The organism is Hyphomicrobium sp. CS1BSMeth3, assembly GCF_900117415.1.
Taxonomy (GTDB): Bacteria; Pseudomonadota; Alphaproteobacteria; order Rhizobiales; family Hyphomicrobiaceae.
The window spans coordinates 1017497-1041762 of sequence record NZ_FPEI01000004.1 but is presented as its reverse complement, the minus strand read 5'-3'; the positions used below and the strand labels follow the sequence as shown (position 1 = coordinate 1041762).

The 24266-nt window shown below is 64.8% G+C and carries 22 protein-coding genes; 7 read left to right on the top strand and 15 right to left on the bottom strand.

Translation table 11 applies throughout. The annotated features are described in order from the left end of the window. Nucleotides 1-4 precede the first annotated feature (4 nt). From moaD to CS1BSM3_RS09120, 9 genes are all read right to left on the bottom strand, one after another. Nucleotides 5-262: a molybdopterin converting factor subunit 1 gene (gene moaD / locus CS1BSM3_RS09160; RefSeq protein WP_072386659.1), complete on the bottom strand. Its 258-nt coding sequence runs from the start codon at nt 260-262 to the stop codon at nt 5-7. Nucleotides 263-399: 137 nt separating this feature from the next. After that, nucleotides 400-990: a CDP-diacylglycerol--glycerol-3-phosphate 3-phosphatidyltransferase gene (pgsA, locus tag CS1BSM3_RS09155; RefSeq protein ID WP_072386658.1), complete on the bottom strand. Its 591-nt coding sequence runs from the start codon at nt 988-990 to the stop codon at nt 400-402. Nucleotides 991-1121: 131 nt separating this feature from the next. Beyond that, nucleotides 1122-2621 (bottom strand): phosphomannomutase/phosphoglucomutase, encoded by a 1500-nt coding sequence (locus tag CS1BSM3_RS09150; RefSeq protein ID WP_072386778.1) that lies wholly within the window; start codon nt 2619-2621, stop codon nt 1122-1124. Nucleotides 2622-2967: 346 nt separating this feature from the next. Then, complete coding sequence (locus CS1BSM3_RS09145; protein WP_072386777.1) at nt 2968-4287, bottom strand: TRAP transporter large permease; 1320 nt, start codon at nt 4285-4287, stop codon at nt 2968-2970. After that, on the bottom strand, nt 4284-4892 hold the full coding sequence (locus CS1BSM3_RS09140) for a TRAP transporter small permease subunit (RefSeq protein ID WP_072386657.1): 609 nt from the start codon (nt 4890-4892) through the stop codon (nt 4284-4286). Before CS1BSM3_RS09140 ends, CS1BSM3_RS09145 begins: the two co-directional genes overlap by 4 nt. Nucleotides 4893-5019: 127 nt before the next feature. Beyond that, nucleotides 5020-6141, bottom strand: coding sequence for a TRAP transporter substrate-binding protein (locus CS1BSM3_RS09135; protein ID WP_072386656.1), 1122 nt, complete (start codon nt 6139-6141; stop codon nt 5020-5022). Nucleotides 6142-6524: 383 nt separating this feature from the next. Beyond that, a complete protein-coding gene (gene gap, locus CS1BSM3_RS09130) occupies nt 6525-7535 on the bottom strand; it encodes a type I glyceraldehyde-3-phosphate dehydrogenase (RefSeq protein WP_072386655.1) in 1011 nt (336 codons plus the stop codon). A gap of 249 nt (nt 7536-7784) precedes the next feature. Beyond that, on the bottom strand, nt 7785-8417 hold the full coding sequence (locus CS1BSM3_RS09125) for a flavin reductase family protein (RefSeq protein ID WP_072386654.1): 633 nt from the start codon (nt 8415-8417) through the stop codon (nt 7785-7787). 91 nt (nt 8418-8508) lie between these two features. After that, nucleotides 8509-10128 (bottom strand): AMP-binding protein, encoded by a 1620-nt coding sequence (locus tag CS1BSM3_RS09120; protein ID WP_072386653.1) that lies wholly within the window; start codon nt 10126-10128, stop codon nt 8509-8511. A 203-nt stretch (nt 10129-10331) separates the two neighbouring features. On the opposite strand from CS1BSM3_RS09120, the gene CS1BSM3_RS09115 reads away from it, so the two are divergent. The 3 genes from CS1BSM3_RS09115 (at nt 10332) to CS1BSM3_RS09105 (ending at nt 13418) form a co-directional block, all read left to right on the top strand. Further along, entirely contained in the window at nt 10332-11963 is a 1632-nt protein-coding gene (locus CS1BSM3_RS09115) for a lysine--tRNA ligase (RefSeq protein WP_072386776.1), read from the top strand. A gap of 232 nt (nt 11964-12195) precedes the next feature. Further along, the gene (locus CS1BSM3_RS09110; RefSeq protein WP_072386652.1) at nt 12196-13005 is read left to right on the top strand and encodes a universal stress protein; all 810 of its coding nucleotides are present in this window, start codon (nt 12196-12198) and stop codon (nt 13003-13005) included. A gap of 59 nt (nt 13006-13064) precedes the next feature. Next, nucleotides 13065-13418, top strand: coding sequence for a cupin domain-containing protein (locus CS1BSM3_RS09105; protein WP_210188754.1), 354 nt, complete (start codon nt 13065-13067; stop codon nt 13416-13418). Nucleotides 13419-13480: 62 nt separating this feature from the next. Here the strand turns inward: CS1BSM3_RS09105 and CS1BSM3_RS09100 are convergent, their stop codons facing one another. The 4 genes from CS1BSM3_RS09100 to CS1BSM3_RS09085 form a co-directional block, all read right to left on the bottom strand. Beyond that, complete coding sequence (locus CS1BSM3_RS09100; RefSeq protein WP_072386651.1) at nt 13481-14551, bottom strand: ABC transporter substrate-binding protein; 1071 nt, start codon at nt 14549-14551, stop codon at nt 13481-13483. Continuing rightward, the gene (locus CS1BSM3_RS09095; protein WP_072386650.1) at nt 14548-15351 is read right to left on the bottom strand and encodes an ABC transporter permease; all 804 of its coding nucleotides are present in this window, start codon (nt 15349-15351) and stop codon (nt 14548-14550) included. The genes CS1BSM3_RS09100 and CS1BSM3_RS09095 overlap by 4 nt, the downstream gene beginning before the upstream one ends. Continuing rightward, nucleotides 15351-16136, bottom strand: coding sequence for an ABC transporter ATP-binding protein (locus CS1BSM3_RS09090; RefSeq protein ID WP_083528456.1), 786 nt, complete (start codon nt 16134-16136; stop codon nt 15351-15353). The genes CS1BSM3_RS09095 and CS1BSM3_RS09090 overlap by 1 nt, the downstream gene beginning before the upstream one ends. Nucleotides 16137-16428: 292 nt before the next feature. Beyond that, nucleotides 16429-17640: a TAXI family TRAP transporter solute-binding subunit gene (locus CS1BSM3_RS09085; protein ID WP_210188753.1), complete on the bottom strand. Its 1212-nt coding sequence runs from the start codon at nt 17638-17640 to the stop codon at nt 16429-16431. A 200-nt stretch (nt 17641-17840) separates the two neighbouring features. On the opposite strand from CS1BSM3_RS09085, the gene CS1BSM3_RS09080 reads away from it, so the two are divergent. Beyond that, nucleotides 17841-19277 (top strand): amidase, encoded by a 1437-nt coding sequence (locus tag CS1BSM3_RS09080; protein ID WP_072386647.1) that lies wholly within the window; start codon nt 17841-17843, stop codon nt 19275-19277. A 377-nt stretch (nt 19278-19654) separates the two neighbouring features. Here the strand turns inward: CS1BSM3_RS09080 and CS1BSM3_RS09075 are convergent, their stop codons facing one another. After that, nucleotides 19655-20194 (bottom strand): DUF721 domain-containing protein, encoded by a 540-nt coding sequence (locus tag CS1BSM3_RS09075; RefSeq protein WP_083528455.1) that lies wholly within the window; start codon nt 20192-20194, stop codon nt 19655-19657. A 104-nt stretch (nt 20195-20298) separates the two neighbouring features. On the opposite strand from CS1BSM3_RS09075, the gene mutY reads away from it, so the two are divergent. Further along, on the top strand, nt 20299-21405 hold the full coding sequence (gene mutY, locus CS1BSM3_RS09070; RefSeq protein ID WP_072386645.1) for an A/G-specific adenine glycosylase: 1107 nt from the start codon (nt 20299-20301) through the stop codon (nt 21403-21405). An 82-nt stretch (nt 21406-21487) separates the two neighbouring features. Here the strand turns inward: mutY and CS1BSM3_RS09065 are convergent, their stop codons facing one another. After that, the gene (locus CS1BSM3_RS09065) at nt 21488-21910 is read right to left on the bottom strand and encodes a MerR family transcriptional regulator (protein WP_072386644.1); all 423 of its coding nucleotides are present in this window, start codon (nt 21908-21910) and stop codon (nt 21488-21490) included. 83 nt (nt 21911-21993) lie between these two features. Here CS1BSM3_RS09065 and CS1BSM3_RS09060 point away from each other — a divergent pair, with 83 nt between their 5' ends. Both CS1BSM3_RS09060 and CS1BSM3_RS09055 read left to right on the top strand, forming a co-directional pair. Further along, nucleotides 21994-22290, top strand: coding sequence for a hypothetical protein (locus tag CS1BSM3_RS09060; RefSeq protein ID WP_072386643.1), 297 nt, complete (start codon nt 21994-21996; stop codon nt 22288-22290). 312 nt (nt 22291-22602) lie between these two features. Further along, nucleotides 22603-24036 carry a DUF1254 domain-containing protein gene (locus CS1BSM3_RS09055; RefSeq protein WP_072386642.1) on the top strand — a complete coding sequence of 478 codons (1434 nt, stop codon included), beginning with the start codon at nt 22603-22605 and terminating at the stop codon, nt 24034-24036. The last annotated feature ends 230 nt before the right edge of the window (nt 24037-24266 follow it).

Here is a 24266-nt window from a genome sequence, read left to right as displayed (position 1 = left end):
TAGCTCATCCTCCCGTGACGGGCGGGAAGAAGCCGATCTCGCGCGCGCCGGCAATGGGGGCTTCCTGGCGGACGTGGGCGTGGTCGATGGCGGCGCGGATGACCTCGGCGCGCTCGAAGGCCGAGGCATACTCGGGACCGCGCGTTTGCAGCCATCCGATGAGATCGGCGACGGTCGTGACCCCGCGCGGGACGTCCAGCACCTCCTCGGAGCGGCCGACCCGTTCGCGCAGCCAGGCGAAATAGCGAAGTGTTACGGTCATGGACTTCCTTCCCCCTCTCCCCATTCCTTCAATGGGGAGAGGGCCGGGGTGAGGGGCGGGAGTTTGCGCAAGCGCTTGCGTATGCCGCCGCCCCTCATCCTAACCTTCTCCCCGTAAGAACGGGGAGAAGGAAAACTTCAATTGTCTATGGCGTGGCGCACTGCGGCCTTGAGGTAGTCGTAGCCGGTCCAGAGCGTCAACAGGGCCGCTGCCCACAAAAGCATGGTGCCGGTCAGCGTCACGCCCGAAATGAGCTTTTCGCCTGCCGGGCCAGCCAGAAGCACGCCGAGGGCCAGCATCTGCACGGTGGTCTTCCACTTGGCGAGGCGCGTGACGTGCACCTTGACGTTCAGCTCGGCCAGGTACTCGCGCAGGCCCGAGACGAGGATCTCGCGGCAGAGAATAATGATGGCCGCCCAGATGGTGATGTAGTCGATGGTCCCGTCATTGACGAGCAGCAGGAGCGCGGTGCCGACCAGCAGCTTGTCGGCGATCGGGTCGAGCATCCGCCCGAGGGTCGACTGCTGCGCGAGAATGCGCGCGAGATAGCCGTCGAGCCAGTCGGTCAGGCAGGCAAGCGTGAAGATCGAGAGGGCGGCCCAATGGGCATTGTCGCCTTCGAGCAGGAGGAAACACGCTGCCATCAGCGGTACGGCAACAATCCGCCCGTAGGTCAGGACGTTCGGCAGCGTCGTCAGCGTCGTCGGGCGCGTGGCGGTGCGTTCCATGGCTTCTTTTGCTACACCATCGGCGATCACAGTCAAAGACCGCCAGCCGCCATGCAGCCCTGCAGGCCGGATGCCGCACCGCACGAAGTTGTGACTTGCCGAAGGGGCGGGCCGCGGCGGCCCGCCGGGGCTCAGATTTTCTGATTATATTCGCCGACTTCGGGGAAGGCGCGCAGCCGCCCGTCGATGTCGGCGAAAATGGCGCGCTGGGCCGCCTCGGAGGTCGGGCTCTCGACGACCACGACCAGCTCGGGCTTGTTGGACGAAGCCCTGACGAGACCCCAGGTGCCGTCCTCCAGCACCACGCGCACGCCGTTGACGGTGATGAGGTCGCGGATCGCCTGGCCGGCGATCTTCTCGCCCTTGGCGGCCGCATCCTGGTAGGTTTTCACCATCTTCTCGACGATGCCGTATTTTTTCTCGTCGGCGCAGTGGGGCGACATGGTCGGCGACTGCCAGGTCTGCGGCAGGTCGCGCTGGAGATCGGCCATGGTCTTGCTCGGACTCCGGTCGAGCATGTCACAAACGGCCAGCGCCGCGACGAGACCGTCGTCATAGCCGCGCCCGAGCGGCGGCTGGAAGAAGAAGTGGCCCGACTTCTCGAAGCCGACGAGCGCCTTCTGCTCGTGCGTGTAGCGCTTCATGTAGGAGTGGCCGGTCTTCCAGTAGAGGGCCTTGGCGCCGTTCTTCTTGAGCACGGGATCGGTCAGGAAGAGGCCGGTCGACTTGACGTCAGCGACGAAGACCGCGTTCGGATGCAGGGCCGAGAGGTCACGCGCAAGCATGACGCCGACCTTGTCGGCGAAGATCTCGTGGCCCTCGTTGTCGACGACGCCGCAGCGATCGCCGTCACCGTCGAAGCCGAGGCCGACATCGGCCTTATGCTCGAGCACGGCCGCGCTCATGGCGTGCAGCATCTCGAGGTCTTCGGGATTGGGGTTGTAGCGCGGGAAGCTGTGGTCGAGATTGCAGTCGAGCGGGACGACCTCGCAGCCGAGGGCCTCCAGCACTTTCGGGGCAAAGGCGCCGGCCGTGCCGTTGCCGCACGCGCACACGACCTTCAGCTTGCGCTTCAGCTTCGGCCGGTTCGCCAGCGCCTTCATGTAGCGCTCGGCCATGTCGGGCACGAAGATATAGCGGCCGCCGCCGGGGGCGTCATAGTTGCCGGAGAGCACGATCTCCTTCAGCTCGCTCATGTCGTCGGGGCCGAACGTGAGCGGCCGGGCGAGGCCCATCTTGATGCCGGTCCAGCCATTGTCGTTGTGGCTCGCCGTGACCATGGCGACGCCCGGCACATCGAGATCGAACTGCGCGAAGTAGGCCATAGGCGAGAGCGCGAGGCCGATGTCGTGCACCTCGGTGCCGCCCGCGAGGAGGCCGGTGATCAGCGCCTGCTTCACTGAGGCGGAGTAGGAGCGATAATCGTGGCCCGTCACGATGCGCAGCGGCACGCCGCGCCGGCGGAAGAGCGCCGCAAGCCCGAGCCCGATGGCATTGAGACCCATGAGGTTGATCTCATTGGGAAAGAGCCAGCGCGCGTCATACTCGCGAAAGCCGGTCGGCTTCACGAGGGGCAGGGTTTCGAACTCGGGCGTATTGGGTTTCAGGTCGGGGCGGGGCTTCGGCAGCATCATATGATCGTTTTCCTCGTCAGGAACGCGCACCCCGGCCTGTGGTTTCACCACAGAGCCGGGCGACGGCATTCCGACCCAGTAATCGCGTTTGGGGTTATAGGTCCGATTTCGGACGGATCGATGGCGCCTTTCGCCCCCGGAAGTCAAGGCGCTAGTGTCCCGATTCCGAAGTTCGCCCCACCCCGATGCCGGCGTTCTGAGCGAACTTCGGAAACAATAGGGACACTAGAAGCACAAACCTGCTCGCGTGCTTCAGATCGAGAAATTCGCTCGGTACCGGGCCGCGAGATGAGGCGAATTTCCCGATCATCACGCGACGCGGCGCGGGGCTAGGGGCGGCCGTTTACCGCCCGTAAAGGAACTCGGGAAGCCAGAGCGCAATCGAGGGGAAGAGGATGATCAGGATCAGCGCCAGAAGCTGGAGCCCCATGAACTGCATCATGCCCTTGTAAATGTCGCTCAGAGACCATTCCGGCACCACGCCTTTCAGGAAGTAGGCGGATAGCGCGACGGGCGGAGACAGCCAAGCGGTCTGCAGGTTCACCGCGATCAGGATGCCGAACCAGGTCTTGTCGAAGCCGAGCTTGTCCACGAGCGGCAGCAGGAACGGCACCACAATGAGGACGATCGGCACCCACTCGAGCGGCCAGCCGAGCACGAAGATCACCGCCATGATGATGAAGAGGAGGACGTAGCGGTTGAGCTCGAGCTGGAGCAGCGCCTCGGTCAGCATGGTCGGCGTGCCGAGGCGGGCGAACACGGCGCCGAAGAAGTTCGATGCGGCGACGAGGAACAGGATCAGCACCGAGATCTCGAGCGTCTTGATCAGGGCGTCGGAGAAATTCCGGAACGTGAGGCGTCCATAGACGGCCGCGAGCACCAGCGCGCCGGCGGCGCCGAAGCCCGCGCCCTCCGTTGGCGTGGCGAGGCCGAAGATGATGCTGCCGAGCGCGGCCATGACGAGGGCAGCAGGCGGCACGAGGCCCGCGAAGAAATCGGACCAGACCTCGCTCATGCTCTTCGCGCGGAGCTCTTCCGGGAGAGGCGGCCCGAGTGCCGGATTGAGCCAGCAGCGGAACATCGCATAGCAGGTGAACAGCGTTGCGAGCAGCAGGCCCGGCAGGATCGCCGCAGCGAAGAGCGTCGTCACCGGCACTTCGAGCACCGGCCCCATGACGACGAGCATGATGCTCGGCGGGATGAGAATGCCGAGCGTGCCGCCGGCCGCGATGAGGCCCGACGAGAGGCGCACATCGTAGCCCGATCGGATCATCGGCTGCCCGGCCATGATGCCGAGAATGGTGACGGAGGCGCCGACGATTCCGGTTGCCGCGGCGAAGATCGTCGCAACGAACATCACGGCGAGATAGAGCGACCCGCGCACGTTCGCGAGCAGCTTCTGGACGCTGCTGAACAGGCGCTCCATGAGGTTCGCCTGCTCCATCATCACGCCCATGAAGATGAAGAGCGGGACGGCGGCGAGCGTCTGCTCCATCATGGTCGCGTTGAACTGGAGCGTCAGCAGGTAGAACACCAGCGGACCGAAGCCCCAGTACCCGAAGACGATGCCGAGAAAGAGCAGCGTGAAGGAGATCGGGAAGCCGATGAAGATGGCGAACAGCATCGCCCCGACCATCAACAGTCCGATGAGCTCGGGGGTCATGCGCCAGGCCACTTTCCGTGTTTGGCCGCGTAGGCGGCTCTGAGTGTTTCTGCGAAGCCCTGCAGGGTCAGGAGCGCGATGCCGATGGGAAGCGACATGCGAACCGGGCCCAGAAGCGGCGCCCAGGCCGTATCCATGCCGCGCTCTCCGCGCACGAGCGAGGTCAGCGCCCAGTCACTGCAGACCCAGAGCAGGATGATCATCGTCGGGAAGAAGAAGACGATATAGAGCACGAGATCGACCGTGCCTTGCGTGCGGGCCGACCAGTTGCGGTAGAGAAAATCCGAGCGGATGTGCACGCCTTTGGAGAGGGCGTAGCCGGCGCCGAGGACGAACATGGCGCCATAGAGAAAGCGGCTCATGTCGTAGGCCCACACGGTCGGCGCCGTGAAGACGTAGCGCGCAATGACCTCGTACATCATTGCGAAGATCAGCGGCACGGTGAGCCAGGCGAAAATGCGCCCGGCCCAAAGGTTCAGCGTGTCGATTGCCGTGATCGTGCCGGCCATCCAGCGCGGCATGTCGGAAGGCAACCCACCGCCTTCCCGACGGCTCGCAATGAGCTCGTCGTTAAGCTCCGGCGTCGCCTCTGGTCCCTTGGACATTCGCCCACCCCCTCGCACGCCCTCGGATCGCGCGCAGCGCATCGCTCACAGGAGCCGGCACAATCGAGACGCGCCGGCAGCCAAAGTTTCCGGCGACTGCGGAGTACCCGCAGCCGCCGCTCATGCGCTATTTCTTCTCGAGAGAGGCCGCGTAGGCGCCGGTGAGGCCGGCATTGGCCTTCTGCGCGCGGGCCCAGAACGGGATCGCGACGTCGGCAAAGTTCCGCTGGCTGTCCCATACCTTCTTGAAGAACGGGTTTTCGGAGGCGTGCTTCTCGAAGGCCTTCTTGGCGGCCTCGCCGTACTCCTTGAAGTAGGCGTCGGGCGTTGCATGGATCTGCACGCCGTGCTTCTCGGTCAGCTCCTTGAGCGCCTTGCCGTTCTCGGAAATGCGGTAGGAGTGGGCCTTCATGAGCGCGGCGTTGGCAGCGACCTCCATGGCCTTCTGCTGATGCGGCGACATGCGCTTCCAGACATCACCGTTGAGGTACATGTCGGCGTTCACGACGTTCTGGTGCAGACCTTCGAGATAGTAGTGCTTCAGCACCTTCTGGAAGCCGAAGACCATGTCCGGCTTCGGGCAGCACCACTCGGCAGCATCGATCACGCCCTTCTCGAGGGCCGGCAGGATGTCGCCGCCGCCCATGGCGACCGAGGCGACGCCGATATCGCGGTAGATCTGGCCGGGAATGCCGGGCGGTGTTCGGAAGCGCAGCTTCCGGAAGTCCGCCATATCCTTGATCGGGTTCTTGAACCAGCCGAGCGCCTCCGGGCCGACCGGCTGAAGGATGAAGCCCTTCACATTGACCTTCATCTCTTTCCAGAGCTCGTCATAGAGCTCCTTGCCGCCGCCGTACTGGAACCAGGCGAGCCAGGCGAGATTGTCGAGCCCGACGCCCGAGCCGGCGGCCGGCGAGCCGAACAGCGTCGCGGCCGGATGCTTGCCCGACCAGTAGTGCGTCCAGGCGAAGCCGCCTTCGATGAGGCCCTTGTCGACGGCGTCGAGCGTGTCGTTGACGGCGACGACCGCGCCCGCCGGCAGGACTTCCATCGTCACGGTGTTGTTCGTCAGCGCGGCGACGTCGGCGGCGAAGTCCTTGAGCATGGTGACTTCGTCGGCCGAGGTCGGGATCACCGACTGGATGCGGATCTTGATCGGCTTGTCCTGCGCGAGCACGGCCGGCGCGAAGGCCGAGACACCGAGAGCGAGCGCGCACGCAGCGCCCACCGCAAAATTGCGGATCGACATAGGTAGGGTACCTCCCTGCTTGCGCGCGGCCAGCGTTCTCAGTGTGCCGGCTCGCTCTCGCGCGATCACTTGTTTCGCGTCGCGGCCACCCACCCGGGAAGGTCTGCGATGCGAGAAGAAAGGTCTCATTATTTTGATCTTCGATCAAGACGGCTTCGCTGGTCGCGAACGGCAGCGCGTGTTGTGCAGCGCAGCATGAGCCGCGACGCCGTCTCGCCGGCCATGCCTTGGCCGCGCCCGGCCGAGAATGCAGGAAATGCCTTGTTTCCGGGGATTTCCGTACGCTCAGTCGACGGATGCAAAAAGCAAAACGTGCGACCGCCGGGGGAGGCGATCGCACGTCGATCAGAAGCGCAGCGAAATTCTATTGCAGAAATTGATCGCTAGATCAGCTTCGCCAGGGCGACCGCGGTGTCGCTCATGCGGTTCGAGAAGCCCCACTCGTTGTCGTACCAGGTGAGGATGCGCACGAGATTGCCGTCCATGACCTTCGTCTGATCGAGGGCGAAGGTCGAGGAATGCGGATCGTGATTGAAGTCGATCGAGACGTTCGGCTGGCTCGTGACGCCGAGAATACCCTTGAGCGGGCCCTTCGCGGCGGCGGCCTGCACGGCCTCGTTGATCTCCTTCACTGTCGTCGCGCGCTTCGCCACGAACTTGAGATCGACGACCGACACGTTCGGCGTCGGCACGCGGATCGAGACGCCATCGAGCTTGCCATTGAGCTCAGGCAGCACGAGGCCGACGGCCTTGGCAGCACCCGTCGAGGTCGGGATCATCGAGAGCGCGGCAGCGCGTGCGCGATAGAGATCCTTGTGCATGGTGTCGAGCGTCGGCTGGTCGCCCGTGTAGGCGTGGATGGTCGTCATGAAGCCCTTCTCGATGCCGACGGCGTCGTTCAGCACCTTGGCGACGGGCGCCAGGCAGTTCGTCGTGCACGAGGCATTCGAGATGACGAGATGATCCTTCGTCAGCTTGTCGTGGTTCACGCCGTAGACGACCGTGAGATCGGCGTTGTCGGCGGGCGCCGAAACGATGACGCGCTTGGCGCCGGCCGTGAGATGCGCCGAGGCCTTTTCCTTCGACGTGAAGATGCCCGTGCACTCGAGCGCGATCTCAACGCCGAGATCCTTGTGCGGGAGCTCAGCCGGATTGCGCACGGCCGTGACCTTGATCGGGCCGGTGCCGACGTCGATCGTGTCGCCCGAAACTTTCACCTCGCCGGGGAAGCGGCCGTGCACGCTGTCGAAGCGCATGAGGTGGGCGTTGGTCTCGACCGGGCCGAGGTCGTTGATGGCGACGACCTGGATGTCCTTGCGACCGCTCTCGACGATGGCGCGCAGGATATTGCGCCCGATCCGTCCGAACCCGTTGATAGCGACTTTTACGGCCATGGCTCTGCTCCCGCGTGGATGGTGTTGGAAACGGTCGGCGGCCTTGCGGCGCCGTCGAGGATGCTGTGCAACGGAGGCGGGAAAATGCCCGGAAACGCGCCTCCGACGCGCGGCAATATGGGCCGCAGCCATACCGCGAAGCCCCAGGCCCGCGCAAGGCCAGGGCGGGAAGGGGCCTATGCCTTGGTTGATGAACGCGCCGTCAGCGGCGTGGTTGCCGAAAAGTCATGGGAGGGCAGCGTTTGCCACTCAGCGTTGTACCTTCCAATTGGCCCAGGTGGGGCGCTCCATCTCGAAGAGGTCGTTCGTCCGCGTGTACCACCGGGCCCCGTGCATCCCGCCGATCAGCCGAAAGGCGGGCGTATCGAGCAGGGGCTCACGCGGACTGATCACAAACCTGTCCGCGACGTGCGCCTGGACAATGCGGCCGACGATGAGCACCTGGTTGGGGCTCAGCGGCACCGAACTGTGGATCCGGCATTCGAGCGATACGGGGCTCGCCACAATTCGAGGCGGCCGCACCTTGATCGAGGGCCCGGCTTCGAGGCCTGCGAGCACGAGCTCATCCACATCCTGGGGGGCGTCGATGCAGGTAATGTTCATCGCCTCGGCCAGGTCTTCCGAGACGAGGTTCACCACGAACTCGCCGGTGGCGAGAATGTTGCGCCCGGTATCTTTCATCTGGCCATCAGGCGTCGGCAGAACGGTGACGGTCACGACGGGCGGATCGATACCCGCGATGCTGAAGAAGGTATAGGGCGCCGCATTGCAGGCACCCGTCGGCGATGTGGTCGTGATCAGGGCGATGGGGCGCGGTACGACGGTGCTGGTGAGGAAGGTGAAGCAATCCGTTGGACTCATGCGCTCGAAATCGAATTCCATGAAGCGCCCCTCCAGGGTGAAATGAAGTTCCGCTTATTTCACCAATATGCCCCAGGTGGGTTCCGCACGCATCACCGTCGCTGCTCGGCCACTAGCTCATCTGCCGCAGGATGAACCGCTGGATCTTGCCGCTCGGGGTCTTCGGAAGCTCGGCGAGATAAGCGATTTCGCGCGGGAAGGCGTGGGTCGCGAGGCGGCGGCGCACGTGCTCCTGCAATTCCGCGGTCAGCTCCGGTGAGCCGCTGTGCCCGGCCTTGAGCACGATGAAGGCCTTCACGATCTCGGTGCGCTCCGGGTCGGGCTTGCCGATCACGCCGACCTCGGCGACGGCGGGATGCTCGATGAGCGCGCTTTCGACATCGAAGGGGCCGATGCGGTAGCCGGCGGACGTGATGATGTCGTCGCTGCGGCCGACGAAGAAGAAGTGGCCGTCGGCATCGCGCATCATGGTGTCGCCGGTGAGATACCAGTTGCCCTGGATGGCCGGCGTCTCGGCGCGCCAGTAGCCCCTGAAGGTATTGAGCGGCGAACGGCTCATGTCCACGGCGAGAATGCCGGGCGTGCTTGTGGCTGCGGGCTTCAGGTCTTCGCCGAGCACTTCAAGATGGAAGCCCGGCATGGCATAGCCGGCCGAGCTCTCTTTCTCGGCGTGCTGGATGGCGTGGTGGTTGTTGACGAGCATGGCCGTCTCGGTCTGCCCGTAGTGATCCTTCAGCGGCACGTTGAGCGCGCTCTTCGCCCATCGCGCCACTTCGGGGTTCAGCGGCTCGCCCGCGCTCGAGGCAACGCGCAGCGTGCCGGCCGCGACTTTCGCCGCCTCGGGTCCGGCGGCCATGAGCAGCCGATAGGCCGTCGGTGCGCCCGCGAAATTCGTGATCCGCAGATCGCGCACGATCCGCATGGTCGCTTCGACCGTGAAGCCGCCCTCGTAGAAGGTCGTCGTGTGGCCGAGCAGGAGCGGGCCGATCAGGGCGTAAAGCATTCCATAGGCCCAGCCTGGATCGGCGATATTCCAGTAATTGTCCTCTGCGCGAAGATCGATCGCATCGCGCATGTAGATGCCGACCGGCAGCAGCATGGCGAGCGGATAGAGTACGGCCTTGGGTTTGCCCGTCGTGCCGGACGTGTAGAGCAGCACGAACGGATCATCGCCCTGGAGCATGAGCGGCGCCGTGCCGGTCGGCTCGTCGGCCAGAATGCGCGGGAGCGTGCCGGGCGTGGCGCCGGTTCTGTCGACCTCGATGATCGGCGGGCAGCCCTGCACGTCATCGAGCTTCGAGCGGTTCGCACGGTCGGTGATGACGAGCTTCGCGCCGCTGCCGCTGTCGCCGACAATGCGCGTTTCGATGGCCTTGGGGCCGAAGGCGGTGAACAGCGGCTGATAGACGGCGCCCGCGCGCCAGGTGCCGAGCACGACCGTCAGCAGCTCGGGAATGCGGGGCAGCAGGCCGGCAACGATGTCGCCTTTGCCGATGCCGCGTTTTTTCAGCAGGCTGGCGAACCGCTCCGAGTCCGCCTTCAGCGTCTCGAAGGTGACCGTCTCGCGCTGCATTTCGCGGCCGATCCATTCGAGCGCGACGTGGCCACCTGACGCCCACCGGTCGCAGCACTCGATTGCCGCATTGAGGCCCGCATCGAGCCGGCCCTGGAGAAGGTCCTTCTCGGCCGAAGCCACCGACATTTCCCGATGAACGGTCTGGTAGTCGCGCATGGAAGTCCTCCCGAGGTCGAGACGGTGCCTGCTGCACCTGTTTGGGCCGAGCTTAGGCCGTCGGGGGCCCATGAGGAACACCCATGGACATTCCGACGAGATCCGCGCGAAGCGTTGACGCCACGCCCTCACGTCCATAGGGTTCGCCACCTGTCCGAGGCCCCAGGGAGAGGGCGGTGCCTGCTGCGCCGCCGCACGCCGTCATGACCATTCCGAATACCCATCTGGGGATCAACCCCGACGAGATCGCGGTCGCGCACGCCTGCCGCGCCTGGCCTTTCGAGGAGGCCCGGAGGCTGATCGCCCGGCTCGACCGGCTCAAGCGGGATACGGAGACGCCCGTCCTGTTCGAGACCGGCTATGGTCCCTCGGGCCTGCCGCATATCGGCACGTTCGGCGAGGTCGCGCGCACGAGCATGGTCCGCCACGCCTTCGAGGTGCTGACCGAGGGGCGCGTCAAGACGCGGCTCGTCTGCTTCTCCGATGACATGGACGGCCTGCGCAAGGTCCCCGGCAATGTGCCGAACGGCGATCTGCTCACGGCCAATCTGGAGAAGCCGCTGACGAGCGTGCCCGATCCCTTCGGCACGCACGAGAGCTTTGCGCACCATAATAACGCGCGGCTGCGCGCCTTCCTCGACCAGTTCGGCTTCGAGTACGAGTTCATGTCCGCGACGACGACCTACAAGTCGGGCGCCATGGATGCGACGCTGCTGCGGATGCTCGAGGTCTATGACCAGGTCATGGACATCATCCTGCCGACGCTCGGGCCGGAGCGCCGCGCGACCTACTCGCCCTTCCTGCCGATCTCGCCGCGCACGGGCCGCGTGCTCCAGGTGCCGATGATCGAGCGCAACGCGAAGGCCGGCACGGTCGTCTACATCGATCCCGATACGGGCGAGAAGGTCGAGACGAAGGTCACGGGCGGTGCCGTCAAGTGCCAGTGGAAGGCCGACTGGGCGCTACGTTGGGTCGCGCTCGGCGTCGATTACGAAATGGCCGGCAAGGACCTGATCGACTCGGTCACGCTGTCCTCGAAGATCTGCCGCGCGCTCGGCAGCACGCCGCCCGAGGGCTTCAACTACGAGCTTTTCCTCGACGACAAGGGCCAGAAGATCTCCAAGACCAAGGGCAATGGTCTCTCCATTGAGGAGTGGCTCACGTACGCGAGCCCGGAGAGCCTCTCACTCTTCATGTACCAGAAGCCGAAGACGGCGAAGCGCCTGTACTTCGATGTGATCCCGCGTGCGGTCGACGAGTACCTGACGTTTCTCGGCAAGTACCATTCGGAGCCGCCGAAGCAGCGGCTCGACAATCCCGTATGGCACATCCACACGGGCCATCCGCCCGCGGCCGAGCTGCCGATCTCGTTTGCGCTGCTCCTGAACCTCGTCTCGGCGTCGAACGCGCATGACGCGGGCGTGCTCTGGGGCTTCATCAAGCGCCATGTGCCGGGCGCGAGCCCCGAGCGCTATCCGCTGCTCGACAAGCTCGTTGGCTATGCGGTGCGCTACTACGAGGACTTCGTAAAGCCGGAAAAGAAGTTTCGCGCGCCGACTGCAACCGAGGCCGCGGCGCTTCAGGCGCTCGATCAGGCGCTCGCCGAGGCGCCCGCAGAGGCCGATGCCGAAACTTTGCAGAATATTGTCTACGAAGCGGGCAAGGCGAACGGCTACGACAAGGACACGCTGCGCGACTGGTTCCGCGCCATCTACGAAGTGTTGCTCGGCCAGTCGCAGGGGCCGCGTTTCGGTTCTTTCATCGCGCTTTACGGCGTCCCGGAAACCCGGCGTCTCATCGAGGATGGTCTCGCCGGCCGCCTGCGCGCGGCCTGAGGTTCACGGCTGGGCGGCCATCTCAATTTGGTGGCCGCCTTAACCTCCATGCGAGGTCGCAATCTCCCTCTGCCCACATTTCTGAATATCGTGTTAGTCTCGGGTCATAAGCCCGATGAACGGGCACTGATTCGTCCGTCGTGCTGGCGGGGGAGCGTACCCGGTGGGCTGAAGGCGCGGCCTCGAGGCGGCGTGCGTTTGCCATGGGGCCTGGCCAGAAATAGGAGGGGCTATGAAAACCATCCTCGTGCCGTGTGACCAAAGCGACAGCATGCCGTCCGTGCTGGCGACCGCCGATCAGCTTGCATCGAAGTTCGAGAGCCTCATCGAGGGCATTGCGCTCCGCCCGGTTCATGTCGAGATCGTCGCGCCGGATCCGATCGTCGCTGTCACGTTTCCACCTGCCGACTGGAACGACGGTGGCTACGTGGCCAAGGCGCGCGAGGGCTTCGACAACTACTTCGCCGGCCGCCAGACGCCGCGGCGGCGCTGGAAGGCAGGCGCCTCGGTCGACGATGCCGGTCTCGGCTCCCTCTCGCGCGTCTATGACATCACCGTCCTCGGCCGTCCGACGAATGAAGCGACCGGCCCGCGCATGACGACGCTCGAGGGCGTGCTCTTCGAGAGCGGCCGCCCCGTGCTGATTGCGCCGCCGAGGCCGCCGAAGTCCTTCGGCGATACGATCGTCATCTCCTGGAACCGCTCGACGGAGCAGGCCCGCACGAACGCCGATGCGCTGCCGCTCCTGAAGCTCGCCAAGTCCGTCGTCGTGCTCACCATGGAGGGCATCACGGTGCCCGGGCCATCGGGCGAGCAGTGCTGTGACTGGCTGGCCGGGCACGGCATTCATGCGCGCGAGCTGACCCTCGGCCTCGAGGGGCGGAAGCCCGGCGATGCGCTGATGGAAGAGGCGACGAAGCTCGGTGCGGATCTCATCATCAAGGGCGCCTATACGCAGAGCCGCTTGCGTCACATGATCTTCGGCGGCGCGACGAGCCATCTGCTCGCCCACGCCCAGATCCCGGTCCTCATGGCACACTGAGCCGATCGTCGCGGCGATCAATAGAATTCGGATTGTACCCTGAAGCGATGGAGGCTGTGATGGTCTGGTGTCGTGTGGTTGCTCTGTGCCTGATTGCCTTCGCGAGTATACCGGCGCTGGCGCAGGATCCGATCAAGACGGACGGCGACAAATACAAGCTGAAATTCGAGAACGAGCGCGTCCGCGTTCTCGAGTACCGCGACATGCCGGGTGAGAAGACGAACCAGCACCACCATCCGGCCTTCGTGCTCTATGCGCTCGGGCCCTTCAAGCGGACCATCACATTGCCGGACGGCAAAGTGCTGAGCCGCGAGTTCAAGGCAGGTGACGTGCTCTACTCCGACGCGCAGACGCACATCGGCGCGAACATCGGGGATACGCCGACCCACGTCATCATCGTCGAGTTCAAATGAAATGTGGCCGGAAGCCTTTCGGCTTCCAGCCACGAGCATGAACCGAGCAGGACGGAAGCCGATTACTTCGGCTTCCACTCCTTGGCGGCCTTGATGACCGCTGCCTGATCGAACTTGTTGATGTCGTCGAGCAGCGAATTGTCGAGGACGTCCTTCGCCGAGGCCTTCTCCTTGATCGTGCCGTTCGCCAGCAGCCAGTCGAAGTAGGCCTGATAGTTCTCGACGAGGTTTTCACCCCACTTCTTCGCACCGACCGACTCGAGGCGCCACGACACCGCGCGGGCGTTGAGCGTCGAGATGTCTTGTGCGAGCGCCGTCGCCTCGTCCTTGCTGGTCGACTTCGTCTGCGGCCACATCTCCCACAGCAGACGGATGGCGGCCTCGGGATTGTTCAGCGCGAACAGCGTGCCCATGGCATAGCCCTGGGCGATCGCGACGGCCTCCTTCCGGTTCTTCACCAGCGTGTCTTCCATCGCGATGAAGCCGTTCGACGGGAACTTGTCGATCGAGGGATGCTTCAGGCGGCGCAGCTTCACGCCCGCGTTCTCGACGAGCGCGTACTGCGTGTCGAACTGCGAGAGCGCGTCGACCGAGCCATTGCGGACGAGGGCGGCCGTCTGGCCGGCTTCACCCGCGACAACGACCGAGATGTCCTTGTCGGGATCCATGCCCTCTTCTTTGGCAAGGGCGCGGACGATGATGGCGCTGGCAGACGCCATGCCGATCACGCCGATCTTCTTGCCCTTGAGGTCCTTCATGGACTGGATCTTGCTGTCGGCGGGGACGGCAAGGCCATAGATGTTGCCGAGATAGGCCGTGTAGTACGTCTTGATCTTGGCGCCCTGGGCGCGCATGACGGTGACGGGCTCGACGGACGGCAGCGCGAGCATGGTCTCGCCCGTCGCGACGAACTTGGCGCAGTCGCCCGAGCCCGGCAGCGGCACGAGCTCGACCTTCACGCCCATCTTCTCGTACCAGCCGAGCTTCGTGGCGATTGCGAACGGTGCCGCCGCCGAGCTGATGGTGCGCGCGCACCAGCCGACGCGCACAGTCGTCTGCGCCTCGGCCGCCGTGACCGCAAGGAGGCTGCCGACAACGGCAAGCCCCAAGCTCACTCCAAGCAATTTCCTCATACCGAACCTCCTTTTTTGGACGTGTTAGCTGTTTCCTCGCCCGTATTCGCCGTCTCCCAGAAAAGAAGGTGGCGGCGGGCCAAGTTTACAATCCCATTCAGAACGAGACCGAGCAGCGACAAGATCAGCAGGATCGAGAACTGGCCGGCCACGTCCATATTGAAGTTCATGCTCTGGATCAGCATCCCGAGCCCTCGCTCTGCGCCGACGAACTCGGCGACGATCGCACCGATGAGCGCGAAGATCATCGCGATCTCGAGGCCGGCGAAGATGTAGGGCAGCGCATTGGGTAGCTGCAGCATGAAGAAGATCTGCGTGCGCGAGGCGGCGAGCGAGCGCATGAGATTGATGCGGTCCTCCTCCGCCGAGCGCAGGCCGACGATCGTATTCACCATCAGCGGGAAGAACGCGACGAGCGCCGCGTTGATGACCTTCGAGGTGAGGCCGAGGCCGAACCAGACGATAATCAGCGGCGCGAGCGCCACTTTCGGCATGGCCTGGAACATCACGATGAAGGGATAGAGGAAGTACTCGACCCGGCGGCTGAGCGCGACCACCGTGCCGAGCATGAAGGCGAGGATGGTGCCGACGAGGAAGCCGAGCAGCGTCTCCGTCAGCGTCACGAAGAAGTGCTGCGGATAGACGTTGCTCTTGATGCCATTGTACATCGCATAGAAGATCCGCGACGGCGCCGGCAGGATGTACTCGGGCACGCCGGTGATCTTGACGAGCACTTCCCACACCGCCAGGACGGCCGCGATCAGCAGCAGCCTCAGCATGAAATTCTTTGCGCCACCCATCAGTCCAATCCTCCATCGGCATTGAGCGCGACGCGGATGCGCTTCACGTAGGCACCGAAGGCCTCCGTATTCATGATGTCGAGAGGCCGCGGCCGCGGCAGGTCGACCTTGAAGACGTCGCCGATCTTGCCCGGACGCGCGGTCATGACGATCACGCGGTCGGCGAGATAGACCGCTTCCGATGTCGAGTGGGTGATGAAAAGAACCGTCTTGCCGCTTTCCATCCAGATGCGCTGGAGCTCGACGTTCATCGTCTCGCGCGTCATGGCGTCGAGCGCGCCGAACGGCTCGTCCATGAGCAGGATCGCCGGATCGTGGATGAGCGCGCGAATGATGCCGACGCGCTGCTGCATGCCGCCGGAGAGCTCGCGCGGATAGCGGTTCTCGAAGCCTTCGAGGCCGACGAGCCGGACGAGGTCCATGGCCCGCTTGCGCATCTTCTCCTTGTCGAGGCCCTGCACGTCGGCCGGCAGCAGGACATTCCCGAGCACCGTGCGCCACGGGAAGAGGACAGGGGTCTGGAACACGACGCCGATGTCGCGCCGCGCGCCGCGGATGGGCGTGCCGTTGAGCTTGGCTTGTCCTTCGCTCGGCGGCAGAAGCCCGGCGAGGATCTTGAGCAGGGTGGACTTTCCGCAGCCCGAGGGGCCGACGATCGAGATGAACTCGCCATCGGCAATGGAGAAGCTGATGTCTGAAAGCGCAAGGACGCCACTGGCACCCCCGCCGTACGTAAGAGACAGCCGATCGACGGCAATGACGTCGGTGCTGCTAGGCGAATCCATGCGGGCCGCTTGCGCGGCCCTATTCATCTCACTCAAAAGTCGTTCCTCCCGAGAACGGCGGATTGGACCCGGCGGACTGTTTCTTATTGTTCTTGGACGGACACGACCCGAGTCGCGATCCGGGCCGGGTAGCCAGTAAGGCTTTTTACTCCTTGCACGCAAAAAGGGGCATCTGGCAAGGGCCAATGCGCGGACAAGTCGCGGGCGCGCGATCGCGGCGAAATGCACCATAAGCCCGCGATCGCATGGCCGGTGCCGGGCGTGGATTTTTGCGTGCGCTTTGTAGATGAGATTACTGGAATATGACGGGCAAATTAGCCTTCGTCAGTGCTGCTGCACGCAGCTTGAGCCATTCCTCCGCGAACTTATCGTCGGGCACGGATTTGGCCTGCATTTCATTCCATGCTTCGGCGAGCACGTTCTGGCGCTTCACGAGCTCGGCGTTGTGCACGTCGTGCTCGGCCTTCCAGAGGCCCTTCTCCTTGAAGTAGCGGATCGCGCCGGGGTGATATGGCAGCACCCATTTCAAGTTCTGCACCGCGAGGCGGTAGCCATCCATGCCGGGCGCGTCGTCCTTGAGGTCCGCATAGTTCTCCATGACGGCCCTGGTGAGCCCGTAGGCCAGATCGTTCGGCGTGTCCGCCGCCGCGACTATGATCGGATAGGGATAGTTGTTGCCCTCGTAGGGGACCGCGTGCCTGTAGCCGGGGGCGACGGTCTTGATCATCGACTTCGACCACCAGGGCGCACGTTCGAGCGCGCGCTTCCACCCGGCCTCGTCGGAATGCGGCAGCGGCGGCAGGAAAAGACCCTGCGGCGAGTTGATGAGCTTGACGTAGTAGCTGGCGGCGGTGTTGCCCCACGCGGCATCGGCTTCACCGTTGATCACGGCCTGGATGGATTTGCCCCAGCCTGAAACCTCGATCTTCTGCACGTCATTCCACGTCAAGCCGGCGAACGCCAGCATGGCCTCGGTGTTCTGATTGAGCGTCGGCGAGCCGCGCACGAACGTGACCCGCTTGCCCTTGAGGTCCTCGGGCTTCCTGATGCCCGAGGTCTCACTGACCGCGAGCTGCTGGCCGTTCGTCCCGATGTTGTTGAAGAGGTTGAAGACGCGCTGCGGCCCCCAGGCCTTCGTGGCGAACATCAGCACGCCTTCCTGGGCGAAGTAGGCGCCGATGCCACACGCGCAAAGCTGCGACTGGCCTGTCTTCAGCGGCGTCTGGCGACCGATTTCGCCGCTGGCCGGAACGATGCCGAGCTCGGTGCCGTACTTCTTCTTGAGCAGGGCGCCGATGCCGATCGACTGCGCGTAGGCCGACGAGCCGCTCTCGTAGGTGCTCCACGAGATCTCTTTCGGCAGTTTCGCATCGCCCGCGTATCCCGGATGCAGAATGCCGATGGCCAGCGCGACCATCGCGCCGAGTACGACGAGCATGTTCCTACGGTCGAGCAGGCTCAGATCCTCCCGGATCCCGCTTGGGCGATCCTTGCCACCTCGCATGGTCCCCGCAAAAGCTTGATGTTGTCTCGGATCGAGGTCAACCATATTTGCTGACGGCCTATGGCCGCATGTGCGGTGTCAGTGACCTTCATTCGACGTAGAGTTCGCCGGGAGACGGCCATTCGGGGCTGAGGTTGATCCATGCTGCCCCACTAGCCGCGCCGGACGACAGTCCCATGAAGTGAGGAGCACTTGTCCTGATGTCGAACGACTTCGCCTGGCTCGGAGCTGCCGAGATCGCCGCCCTGATCCGCGACCGCAAAGCCTCGGCTGTCGAGGTCATGCGGGCGACCCTTCAGCGCGCCGAGAAGGCCCAGGCGGCGCTCAACTGCTTCATCACGATCTGTGCCGAAGAGGCGCTGCGCGATGCCAAGGCCGCGGACGAGGCCGTCGCGCGCGGCGATGCGGTGGGGCCGCTTCACGGGGTGCCGCTGCACGTGAAGGATCTCGTGAACACCAAGGGCGTGCGCACGACCTTCGCCTCGCATATGTACGCGGAAAATATTCCTGCTGCAGATGCGGTGTCGGTCGCGCGACTGAAGGCAGCCGGTGCGATCCTCATGGGCAAGACGACGACGCCGGAATTCGGGCACATGCCCTTTACCGAGGCGCCGCTCTTCGGCCGGACGTGCAATCCCTATGATGCTAGCCGCACGTGTGGCGGCTCCTCGGGCGGCGCGGCTGCGGCCATGGCCGTCGGCGTCGGCCCGCTCGCCATTGCCACCGATGCCGGCGGCTCGACGCGCATTCCGGCAGCCTGCTGCGGCGTCGTCGGCTTCAAGCAGTCGCTCGGTCTCGTGCCGCACGACATGGCGCCCGATACGTTCGGCAACATGTCCTACATCACGCCGACGACGCGCAATGTTATGGATACGGCGCTGATGCTCGAAGCCATGGGCGGCGCCGATCCGAGCGATATCCATTCCTTCGGCGCCTCGACGGAAGGTCTCGTCGAGGCTGCGCGCGGCGAGGGGACGCTCGATGGCCTGCGCATCGGCTGGCGCCCCTATGTCGGCAATACGGTCGTCGACAGCGAGATCCTCGCGCGCTGCGAGCAGGTGGCCGACGCGCTCGGCGATCTCGGCGCGATCGTCGAGCCCATGGGCGATGACATGGAGCCGACCGAGCCCATGTGGCTCGTCGTCTCGACCGCGCTCTGGAATGCGCGCTTTGCCGATCAGCTCCCGAAGTGGCGCGATAAGATGAGCCCGACGCTCGTGCGCCAAATGGCGGGCGGCGGCCAGCACACCGCCGAGATGCTCGCGCGCGCCGCACTTCAGCGTACGGCCATCTATCGGAAGGTCCAGGGCTGGTTCGACCGCTACGATCTCATTCTCATGCCGACGCTCTCGCGCACCGCGCTGCCCATCCAGGAGCGGCTCTTCGATCCCATCGAGATTGAAGGGAAGATCGTCGATAGCATCCGCAAGGCCTGGTATCCGTATACCCATCCCTTCAATCTCACCGGCAATCCCGCGGCGACGCTGCCGGCGGGGCTGCACTCGGATGGCCTGCCGATCGCGATCCAGCTCGTCGCGCGGCGCGGGGCCGATGCGGCGCTGTTGCGCGCGGCCGCGATCTACGAGCGCGCCATGCCGTGGGATGAGTACAGGCCGAAGGTCGCGGGGTTGGAGTGAGCGGGTCGCGCCTGCGGCGCGAGCGAGACTAGTCTCGCGCTCTACCGGGAGGGACACCCTCCCGGACCTACCCGTCTTTTTGAGTAGATCGCTCGCGGCAAACGCTGCGATGTCCCTTCTCCCCGTTCTTCACGGGGAGAAGGTTAGGATGAGGGGCGGGAGCTTGTTCAACCTCGGCGTTTGCCGCCGCCCCTCACCCTAACCCTCTCCCCGCAAGCGGGGAGAGGGGACGGCGGCGCGCCAGCCGCGCACTCCGAGCCAAAAAAGGCGGGGGTTCGGGGGGGGCCTTCCAGCGGGGAGCCGCCGCGGGCATGGCACCGCGGAACGAGGCGTCAGCACCTCTTCCCAGCAGCCCGCGGCAAACAAGTAAGCGCGACTTACCGGTGCCCGCGGCTGGTGAGCCCGGCCTGCATCTTCTCGAGCGCCGCGCGGAGACCGTCGTCGGCGACGGCAGCCACCAGCGGCGCGGTCGAGGCGCGGTCGAAGGCTCGGCGCGCGGGCCGTGCTTCCGGCATCGGCGGAAGCGCCCCCTCGACGGGCGCCTGGATGATGCGGAGCTCGGCGATGGCGCGGTAGCCGAAGTGGGCGTTGATGCGCTCGATGATCTGGCGGGCGCGGTACTGGACGTCGATGCCACGTCCGAGGTCGACGCGGAGGACGAGGGTGGCGCCCTGCCGCTCGGGCCCGGACGTCTCGCCGTCCGACCCGTGGCCGCCGCGGGGCCATTTCAGGCGATCCGGCGATGTATAGCGTGCGAGGTCCTTGCCGACGATCCCGGCCCAGTCCGTGAGCAGGGCCGCGGTCGAAAAACCGAAGCGTTCGAAGGCCTTACGGGTCAGGCTCGGCACCATGCTGCCGACTGCCTTGGCACCGAAAGTGCCCTTGCCGGATGCGGAATAGCGTGACATTTGCGACATTTACGGAACTCTGCTCGCTGAGAGCGCCCCCGCTCAGTTCCCATTCGTGCGAGTCGTGCTTAACATCGGGTTAATGATTCGGGGCGCGGGGGCGGGGCGATCGCATGACCGCTGCGGCAAGACTGCAACACATCTGGCCGGCACCCGGTCCGGGCACGGTCGCGTCGCTGCTCGACTGGTACGAGCGCGAGCGCCGGGACCTGCCATGGCGGATGGCGCCGGGCGAGGTGGCGGATCCCTATCGCGTCTGGCTGAGCGAGATCATGCTCCAGCAGACCACGGTCAAGACGGTCACGCCCTACTACCTCAAATTCCTCGTGCGCTGGCCGGACGTGGCCGCGCTGGCGGCGGCTGATCTCGATGACGTGCTCGCAGCGTGGGCCGGCCTCGGCTACTACAGCCGCGCCCGTAATCTGCACGCCTGCGCCCGCGCCGTCGTCGAGCAGTACGGCGGGCAGTTCCCGGATACGGAGGCGGCCCTCGGCGAGTTGCCGGGCATCGGTCCTTATACGGCGGCGGCGATTGCGGCCATTGCCTTTGGCCGCCGCGCGACGCCGGTCGACGGCAATATCGAGCGCGTGATCGCGCGGCTCTTTGCGGTTGCCGAGCCGGTGCCGGGCGCCAAGGCCGAGCTCAAGCGCCTCGCGGCTACGCTCACGCCGAAAAAGCGCGCCGGCGACTATGCGCAGGCCATGATGGACCTCGGCGCGAGCATCTGCACGCCGCGCCGCCCCTCGTGTCTCGTCTGTCCGATCGAGCGCCACTGCGCCGCGCACGCCATGGCCATCGAGGCGAGCCTGCCCGCGCGCGCCGTGAAGAAGCCGCGGCCGGAGCGTTTCGGCACGGCTTTCCTGGCGATCAGCGAAGGCGGCCGTATTCTGCTTCGCCAGCGTCCGCCGACGGGCCTGCTCGCGAGCATGCTCGAAGTGCCCTCGACGGAATGGACCGAGATGCGGCCCGTGGCGAAGGAGGCGCTTCGCCGCACGCCTCTGCGCGGCGACTGGTGGCCCGTGGTTGGCAGCGTGGTGCACGTGTTCACGCACTTCCGCCTCGAACTGACGGTCTATCGTGCGCTCGTGCGCGACGAGGCCGTCGTCGATCTATGGGCCGAGCCCGAGCGCTGCCGCTGGGTGCACCGCCGCGACCTCGACGACGTCGCCTTGCCGAGCGTCATGCGCAAGATCATCGCGCATGGAATGCCGGGGGCTTGAGCGGTGAGCAGCGTCTCCCTTCCGGGAACGCGGACTTGGGCAAATCCTGCTTCGCCGTGCTTCGACGGTCGTGGATCTCGATCTACGGCTCGGCAATTTTTTTGAAGACCACGCAATCGCAAGCTGGCCCGCCGGCGCAGATCGCGTCACATTGCTCCACGAAACCGTTGAGACTGCGTTCGAGCCCGTGCAACTCCTCGAGCCGCTTTCGCACTTCGACAAGATGAACGCGTGCAATGTCGCGCACCTCGGCGCAATCGGAGACGGTGCTGATCGACAAGCTCGAGAGCAATCGCACCTGATCGATGGAAAATCCGAATTCCCGGCAGCGGCGGATGAAAGTAAGGCGCTCGACATCCGTCTTCTCATACAGACGCTGCCCGCTCGCGCTGCGTCCGGCTTTGGGCAGTAGCCCGATTTCTTCATAGTACCGGATGGTCGGCGTCGACACGCTCGCTGCTTTTGCGAGCGCTCCAATGCTCAGCGCGCCGGATCGAGAGGACATCACCGAACTCTCCTATTGCCCTTCAAGTTACTTGAAGGCGTAGGCTCCAGCCGTGTCAACTCGAGCGATGGAGGCCGCCTGCCATGATCACGAAACAGAAGTCTACGGTTAATGGGCTTGCGGCTGTCGGCGGCGTCGCGCTTGGCGCCTGCGCGGTATGTTGCGCGCCGATCGTGGGATCCGCGCTCCTGGCCTTCGGTGCGGCGGGTGGCGCAGGGCTGGCTCTTTTCGGCCAGATCGGATTGGGCCTCGCGGCTCTTGGAGGCATCGGCCTCTTTGTACTGGTGCGTCGGCGGGCTGCCAGGCGGCGGGCGGCGGCAGCGTGCGGATGCGGGCCGGCAACGAGCTGCAAGCTAGCGGACTACAGCGCGCGTACGTGAGGCCGAACAGCACCGCGGCGACCGGGCCGGGGCCCGCCTCTGCGATCATTAACGCTTCGGGGGAAGGCGCGAGCTCATGCGCGACACCACACTTGGCCGCCGGAGCATCAGGGTTCTCCCTAGCCGACATTGTCCGCGCCGTTGCCGAGAATGATCGCAAGCCATGTCTCACCGGTCGGTTGATTTTCGTCTGATGAATTGAGGGCGATCGGCCAAAGCTTCATCGGCTTCGTGGACGCACGTCAATCCGGGTGAGGTGATCATCCGGCGAGAACGCTGTGTCGGCGGTATTATTTGAAAGGGACACCGCACATGAAACGCAGCGCTCTAACCGTGTTGCTCGGCCTGTCATTGTCGGGTGCAATTGCAGCACCACCGCTCCTTGCTCAAGCTGAACCTGCTTCCGAGCAAGACATGCGGAGCATTGGCGTGAATGCCTATGTTTATCTCTATCCTCTTGTGACGATGGACATCACGCGCAGGCAATCCATCAACATGGAGGCCGGCAAGGAGATCGGGAAGGGGCCCGCAAACACGTTCGTCAACATCCCCTCATACCCGTCTGCCGACTTCAAGACCGTCGTGCGCCCGAACTTCGATACCTTGTATTCGAGCGCGTGGCTCGATCTCACCAAAGAGCCGATGGTCGTCTCGGCGCCGGATACGAACGGCCGATATTACCTTCTGCCCATGCTCGACATGTGGACCGACGTGTTCGCCTCACCCGGCTGGCGGACCACGGGAACGCAGGCCGCGAACTATCTCGTCGTGCCTCGCGGCTGGAACGGAACCGTGCCTGCGGAAATGACGCGCGTCGATGCGCCGACGCCGCACGTGTGGATCATCGGACGGACGAAGACCGATGGGCCGCCCGACTACGAAGCCGTTCACAAGATCCAGGCCGGCTACAAGGTCACGCCGCTATCCCAGTGGGGTAAGAGCCCGGTACCGGTTAAGGCCGCGATCGATACGACGCTCGACATGAAGACGCCGCCGAAAGAGCAAGTCGACCGCATGACCGCAGGACAGCTCTTTGCGTATGGGGCCGAGCTGATGAAGGCCAATCCGCCCCATCTCACCGATGAGCCGATCGTCGCGCAAATGAAGAAGATCGGCATCGAGCCGGGCAAGAGCTTCGATCTGGACAAGGCCGCGCCTGCTGTCCGCGATGCCCTCGCGACGGTTCCCGAGGAAGCGCAGCGATTGATGGCGTGGAAGGTGGCGACGCTTGCCCGCGCTGTAAATGGCTGGTCGATGAACACCGACACCATGGGCGTCTACGGAAATTACTACTTGAAGCGCGCCATCGTCTCTCAGCTCGGTCTTGGCGCAAATTTGCCGGAAGATGCGATCTATCCCCTCAATCTCGGCGATGAATCCGGCAAGCCGCTAGATGGCGCGAGCAAGTACACACTGCACTTCGAGAAGGGCGAGACGCCGCCGGCTAGCGCATTCTGGTCGCTCACGCTCTATGATCCCGAGGGCTTCCAGGTTGCGAACTCGCTCAACAGGTTCGCCATCAGCAGCTGGATGCCGCTGAAGTACAATGGCGATGGATCGCTCGATCTCTTCATCCAGAAGGACAGCCCAGGAGCGGACCGCGAGTCGAATTGGCTTCCGGCGCCGGGCGGGCCGTTCAACCTGACGATGCGGCTTTATGCGCCGAAGGCTGAAGCGCTGGTCGGGAAGTGGAACCCGCCGGCCATTACGCGGGTTCAAAGCTTCCTGGGCCTGGGCAGCCAATAAATGGTGCGATGACCTGGGTGGCGCGGCACCGCTGCGCCACAGTCACCGCCCCTGGCGACCAAAATCGAGCCGCGCGCTAAGATCGTATCACCCGATGGGGTGACGCGGCGCGCGGCCAATCCTGCTTCGCTGTCGCGGCGCCCGCGTGGTGTCGGCCGAGGCTTCGCGGCCGGTATCGATCCATGCAATCGAAGGCGCGGCTGCGGACAGCGACAGCGGGTCAGGACCAT

Excerpts from the sequence above, each read along its gene's own strand:
- moaD (WP_072386659.1), bottom strand. The coding sequence starts at position 262 with ATGACCGTAACACTTCGCTATTTCGCCTGGCTGCGCGAACGGGTCGGC.
- pgsA (WP_072386658.1), bottom strand. The coding sequence starts at position 990 with ATGGAACGCACCGCCACGCGCCCGACGACGCTGACGACGCTGCCGAAC.
- CS1BSM3_RS09150 (WP_072386778.1), bottom strand. The coding sequence starts at position 2,621 with ATGCTGCCGAAGCCCCGCCCCGACCTGAAACCCAATACGCCCGAGTTC.
- CS1BSM3_RS09145 (WP_072386777.1), bottom strand. The coding sequence starts at position 4,287 with ATGACCCCCGAGCTCATCGGACTGTTGATGGTCGGGGCGATGCTGTTC.
- CS1BSM3_RS09140 (WP_072386657.1), bottom strand. The coding sequence starts at position 4,892 with ATGTCCAAGGGACCAGAGGCGACGCCGGAGCTTAACGACGAGCTCATT.
- CS1BSM3_RS09135 (WP_072386656.1), bottom strand. The coding sequence starts at position 6,141 with ATGTCGATCCGCAATTTTGCGGTGGGCGCTGCGTGCGCGCTCGCTCTC.
- gap (WP_072386655.1), bottom strand. The coding sequence starts at position 7,535 with ATGGCCGTAAAAGTCGCTATCAACGGGTTCGGACGGATCGGGCGCAAT.
- CS1BSM3_RS09125 (WP_072386654.1), bottom strand. The coding sequence starts at position 8,417 with ATGGAATTCGATTTCGAGCGCATGAGTCCAACGGATTGCTTCACCTTC.
- CS1BSM3_RS09120 (WP_072386653.1), bottom strand. The coding sequence starts at position 10,128 with ATGCGCGACTACCAGACCGTTCATCGGGAAATGTCGGTGGCTTCGGCC.
- CS1BSM3_RS09115 (WP_072386776.1), top strand. The coding sequence starts at position 10,332 with ATGACCATTCCGAATACCCATCTGGGGATCAACCCCGACGAGATCGCG.
- CS1BSM3_RS09110 (WP_072386652.1), top strand. The coding sequence starts at position 12,196 with ATGAAAACCATCCTCGTGCCGTGTGACCAAAGCGACAGCATGCCGTCC.
- CS1BSM3_RS09105 (WP_210188754.1), top strand. The coding sequence starts at position 13,065 with ATGGTCTGGTGTCGTGTGGTTGCTCTGTGCCTGATTGCCTTCGCGAGT.
- CS1BSM3_RS09100 (WP_072386651.1), bottom strand. The coding sequence starts at position 14,551 with ATGAGGAAATTGCTTGGAGTGAGCTTGGGGCTTGCCGTTGTCGGCAGC.
- CS1BSM3_RS09095 (WP_072386650.1), bottom strand. The coding sequence starts at position 15,351 with ATGGGTGGCGCAAAGAATTTCATGCTGAGGCTGCTGCTGATCGCGGCC.
- CS1BSM3_RS09090 (WP_083528456.1), bottom strand. The coding sequence starts at position 16,136 with ATGGATTCGCCTAGCAGCACCGACGTCATTGCCGTCGATCGGCTGTCT.
- CS1BSM3_RS09085 (WP_210188753.1), bottom strand. The coding sequence starts at position 17,640 with ATGCGAGGTGGCAAGGATCGCCCAAGCGGGATCCGGGAGGATCTGAGC.
- CS1BSM3_RS09080 (WP_072386647.1), top strand. The coding sequence starts at position 17,841 with ATGTCGAACGACTTCGCCTGGCTCGGAGCTGCCGAGATCGCCGCCCTG.
- CS1BSM3_RS09075 (WP_083528455.1), bottom strand. The coding sequence starts at position 20,194 with ATGTCGCAAATGTCACGCTATTCCGCATCCGGCAAGGGCACTTTCGGT.
- mutY (WP_072386645.1), top strand. The coding sequence starts at position 20,299 with ATGACCGCTGCGGCAAGACTGCAACACATCTGGCCGGCACCCGGTCCG.
- CS1BSM3_RS09065 (WP_072386644.1), bottom strand. The coding sequence starts at position 21,910 with ATGTCCTCTCGATCCGGCGCGCTGAGCATTGGAGCGCTCGCAAAAGCA.
- CS1BSM3_RS09060 (WP_072386643.1), top strand. The coding sequence starts at position 21,994 with ATGATCACGAAACAGAAGTCTACGGTTAATGGGCTTGCGGCTGTCGGC.
- CS1BSM3_RS09055 (WP_072386642.1), top strand. The coding sequence starts at position 22,603 with ATGAAACGCAGCGCTCTAACCGTGTTGCTCGGCCTGTCATTGTCGGGT.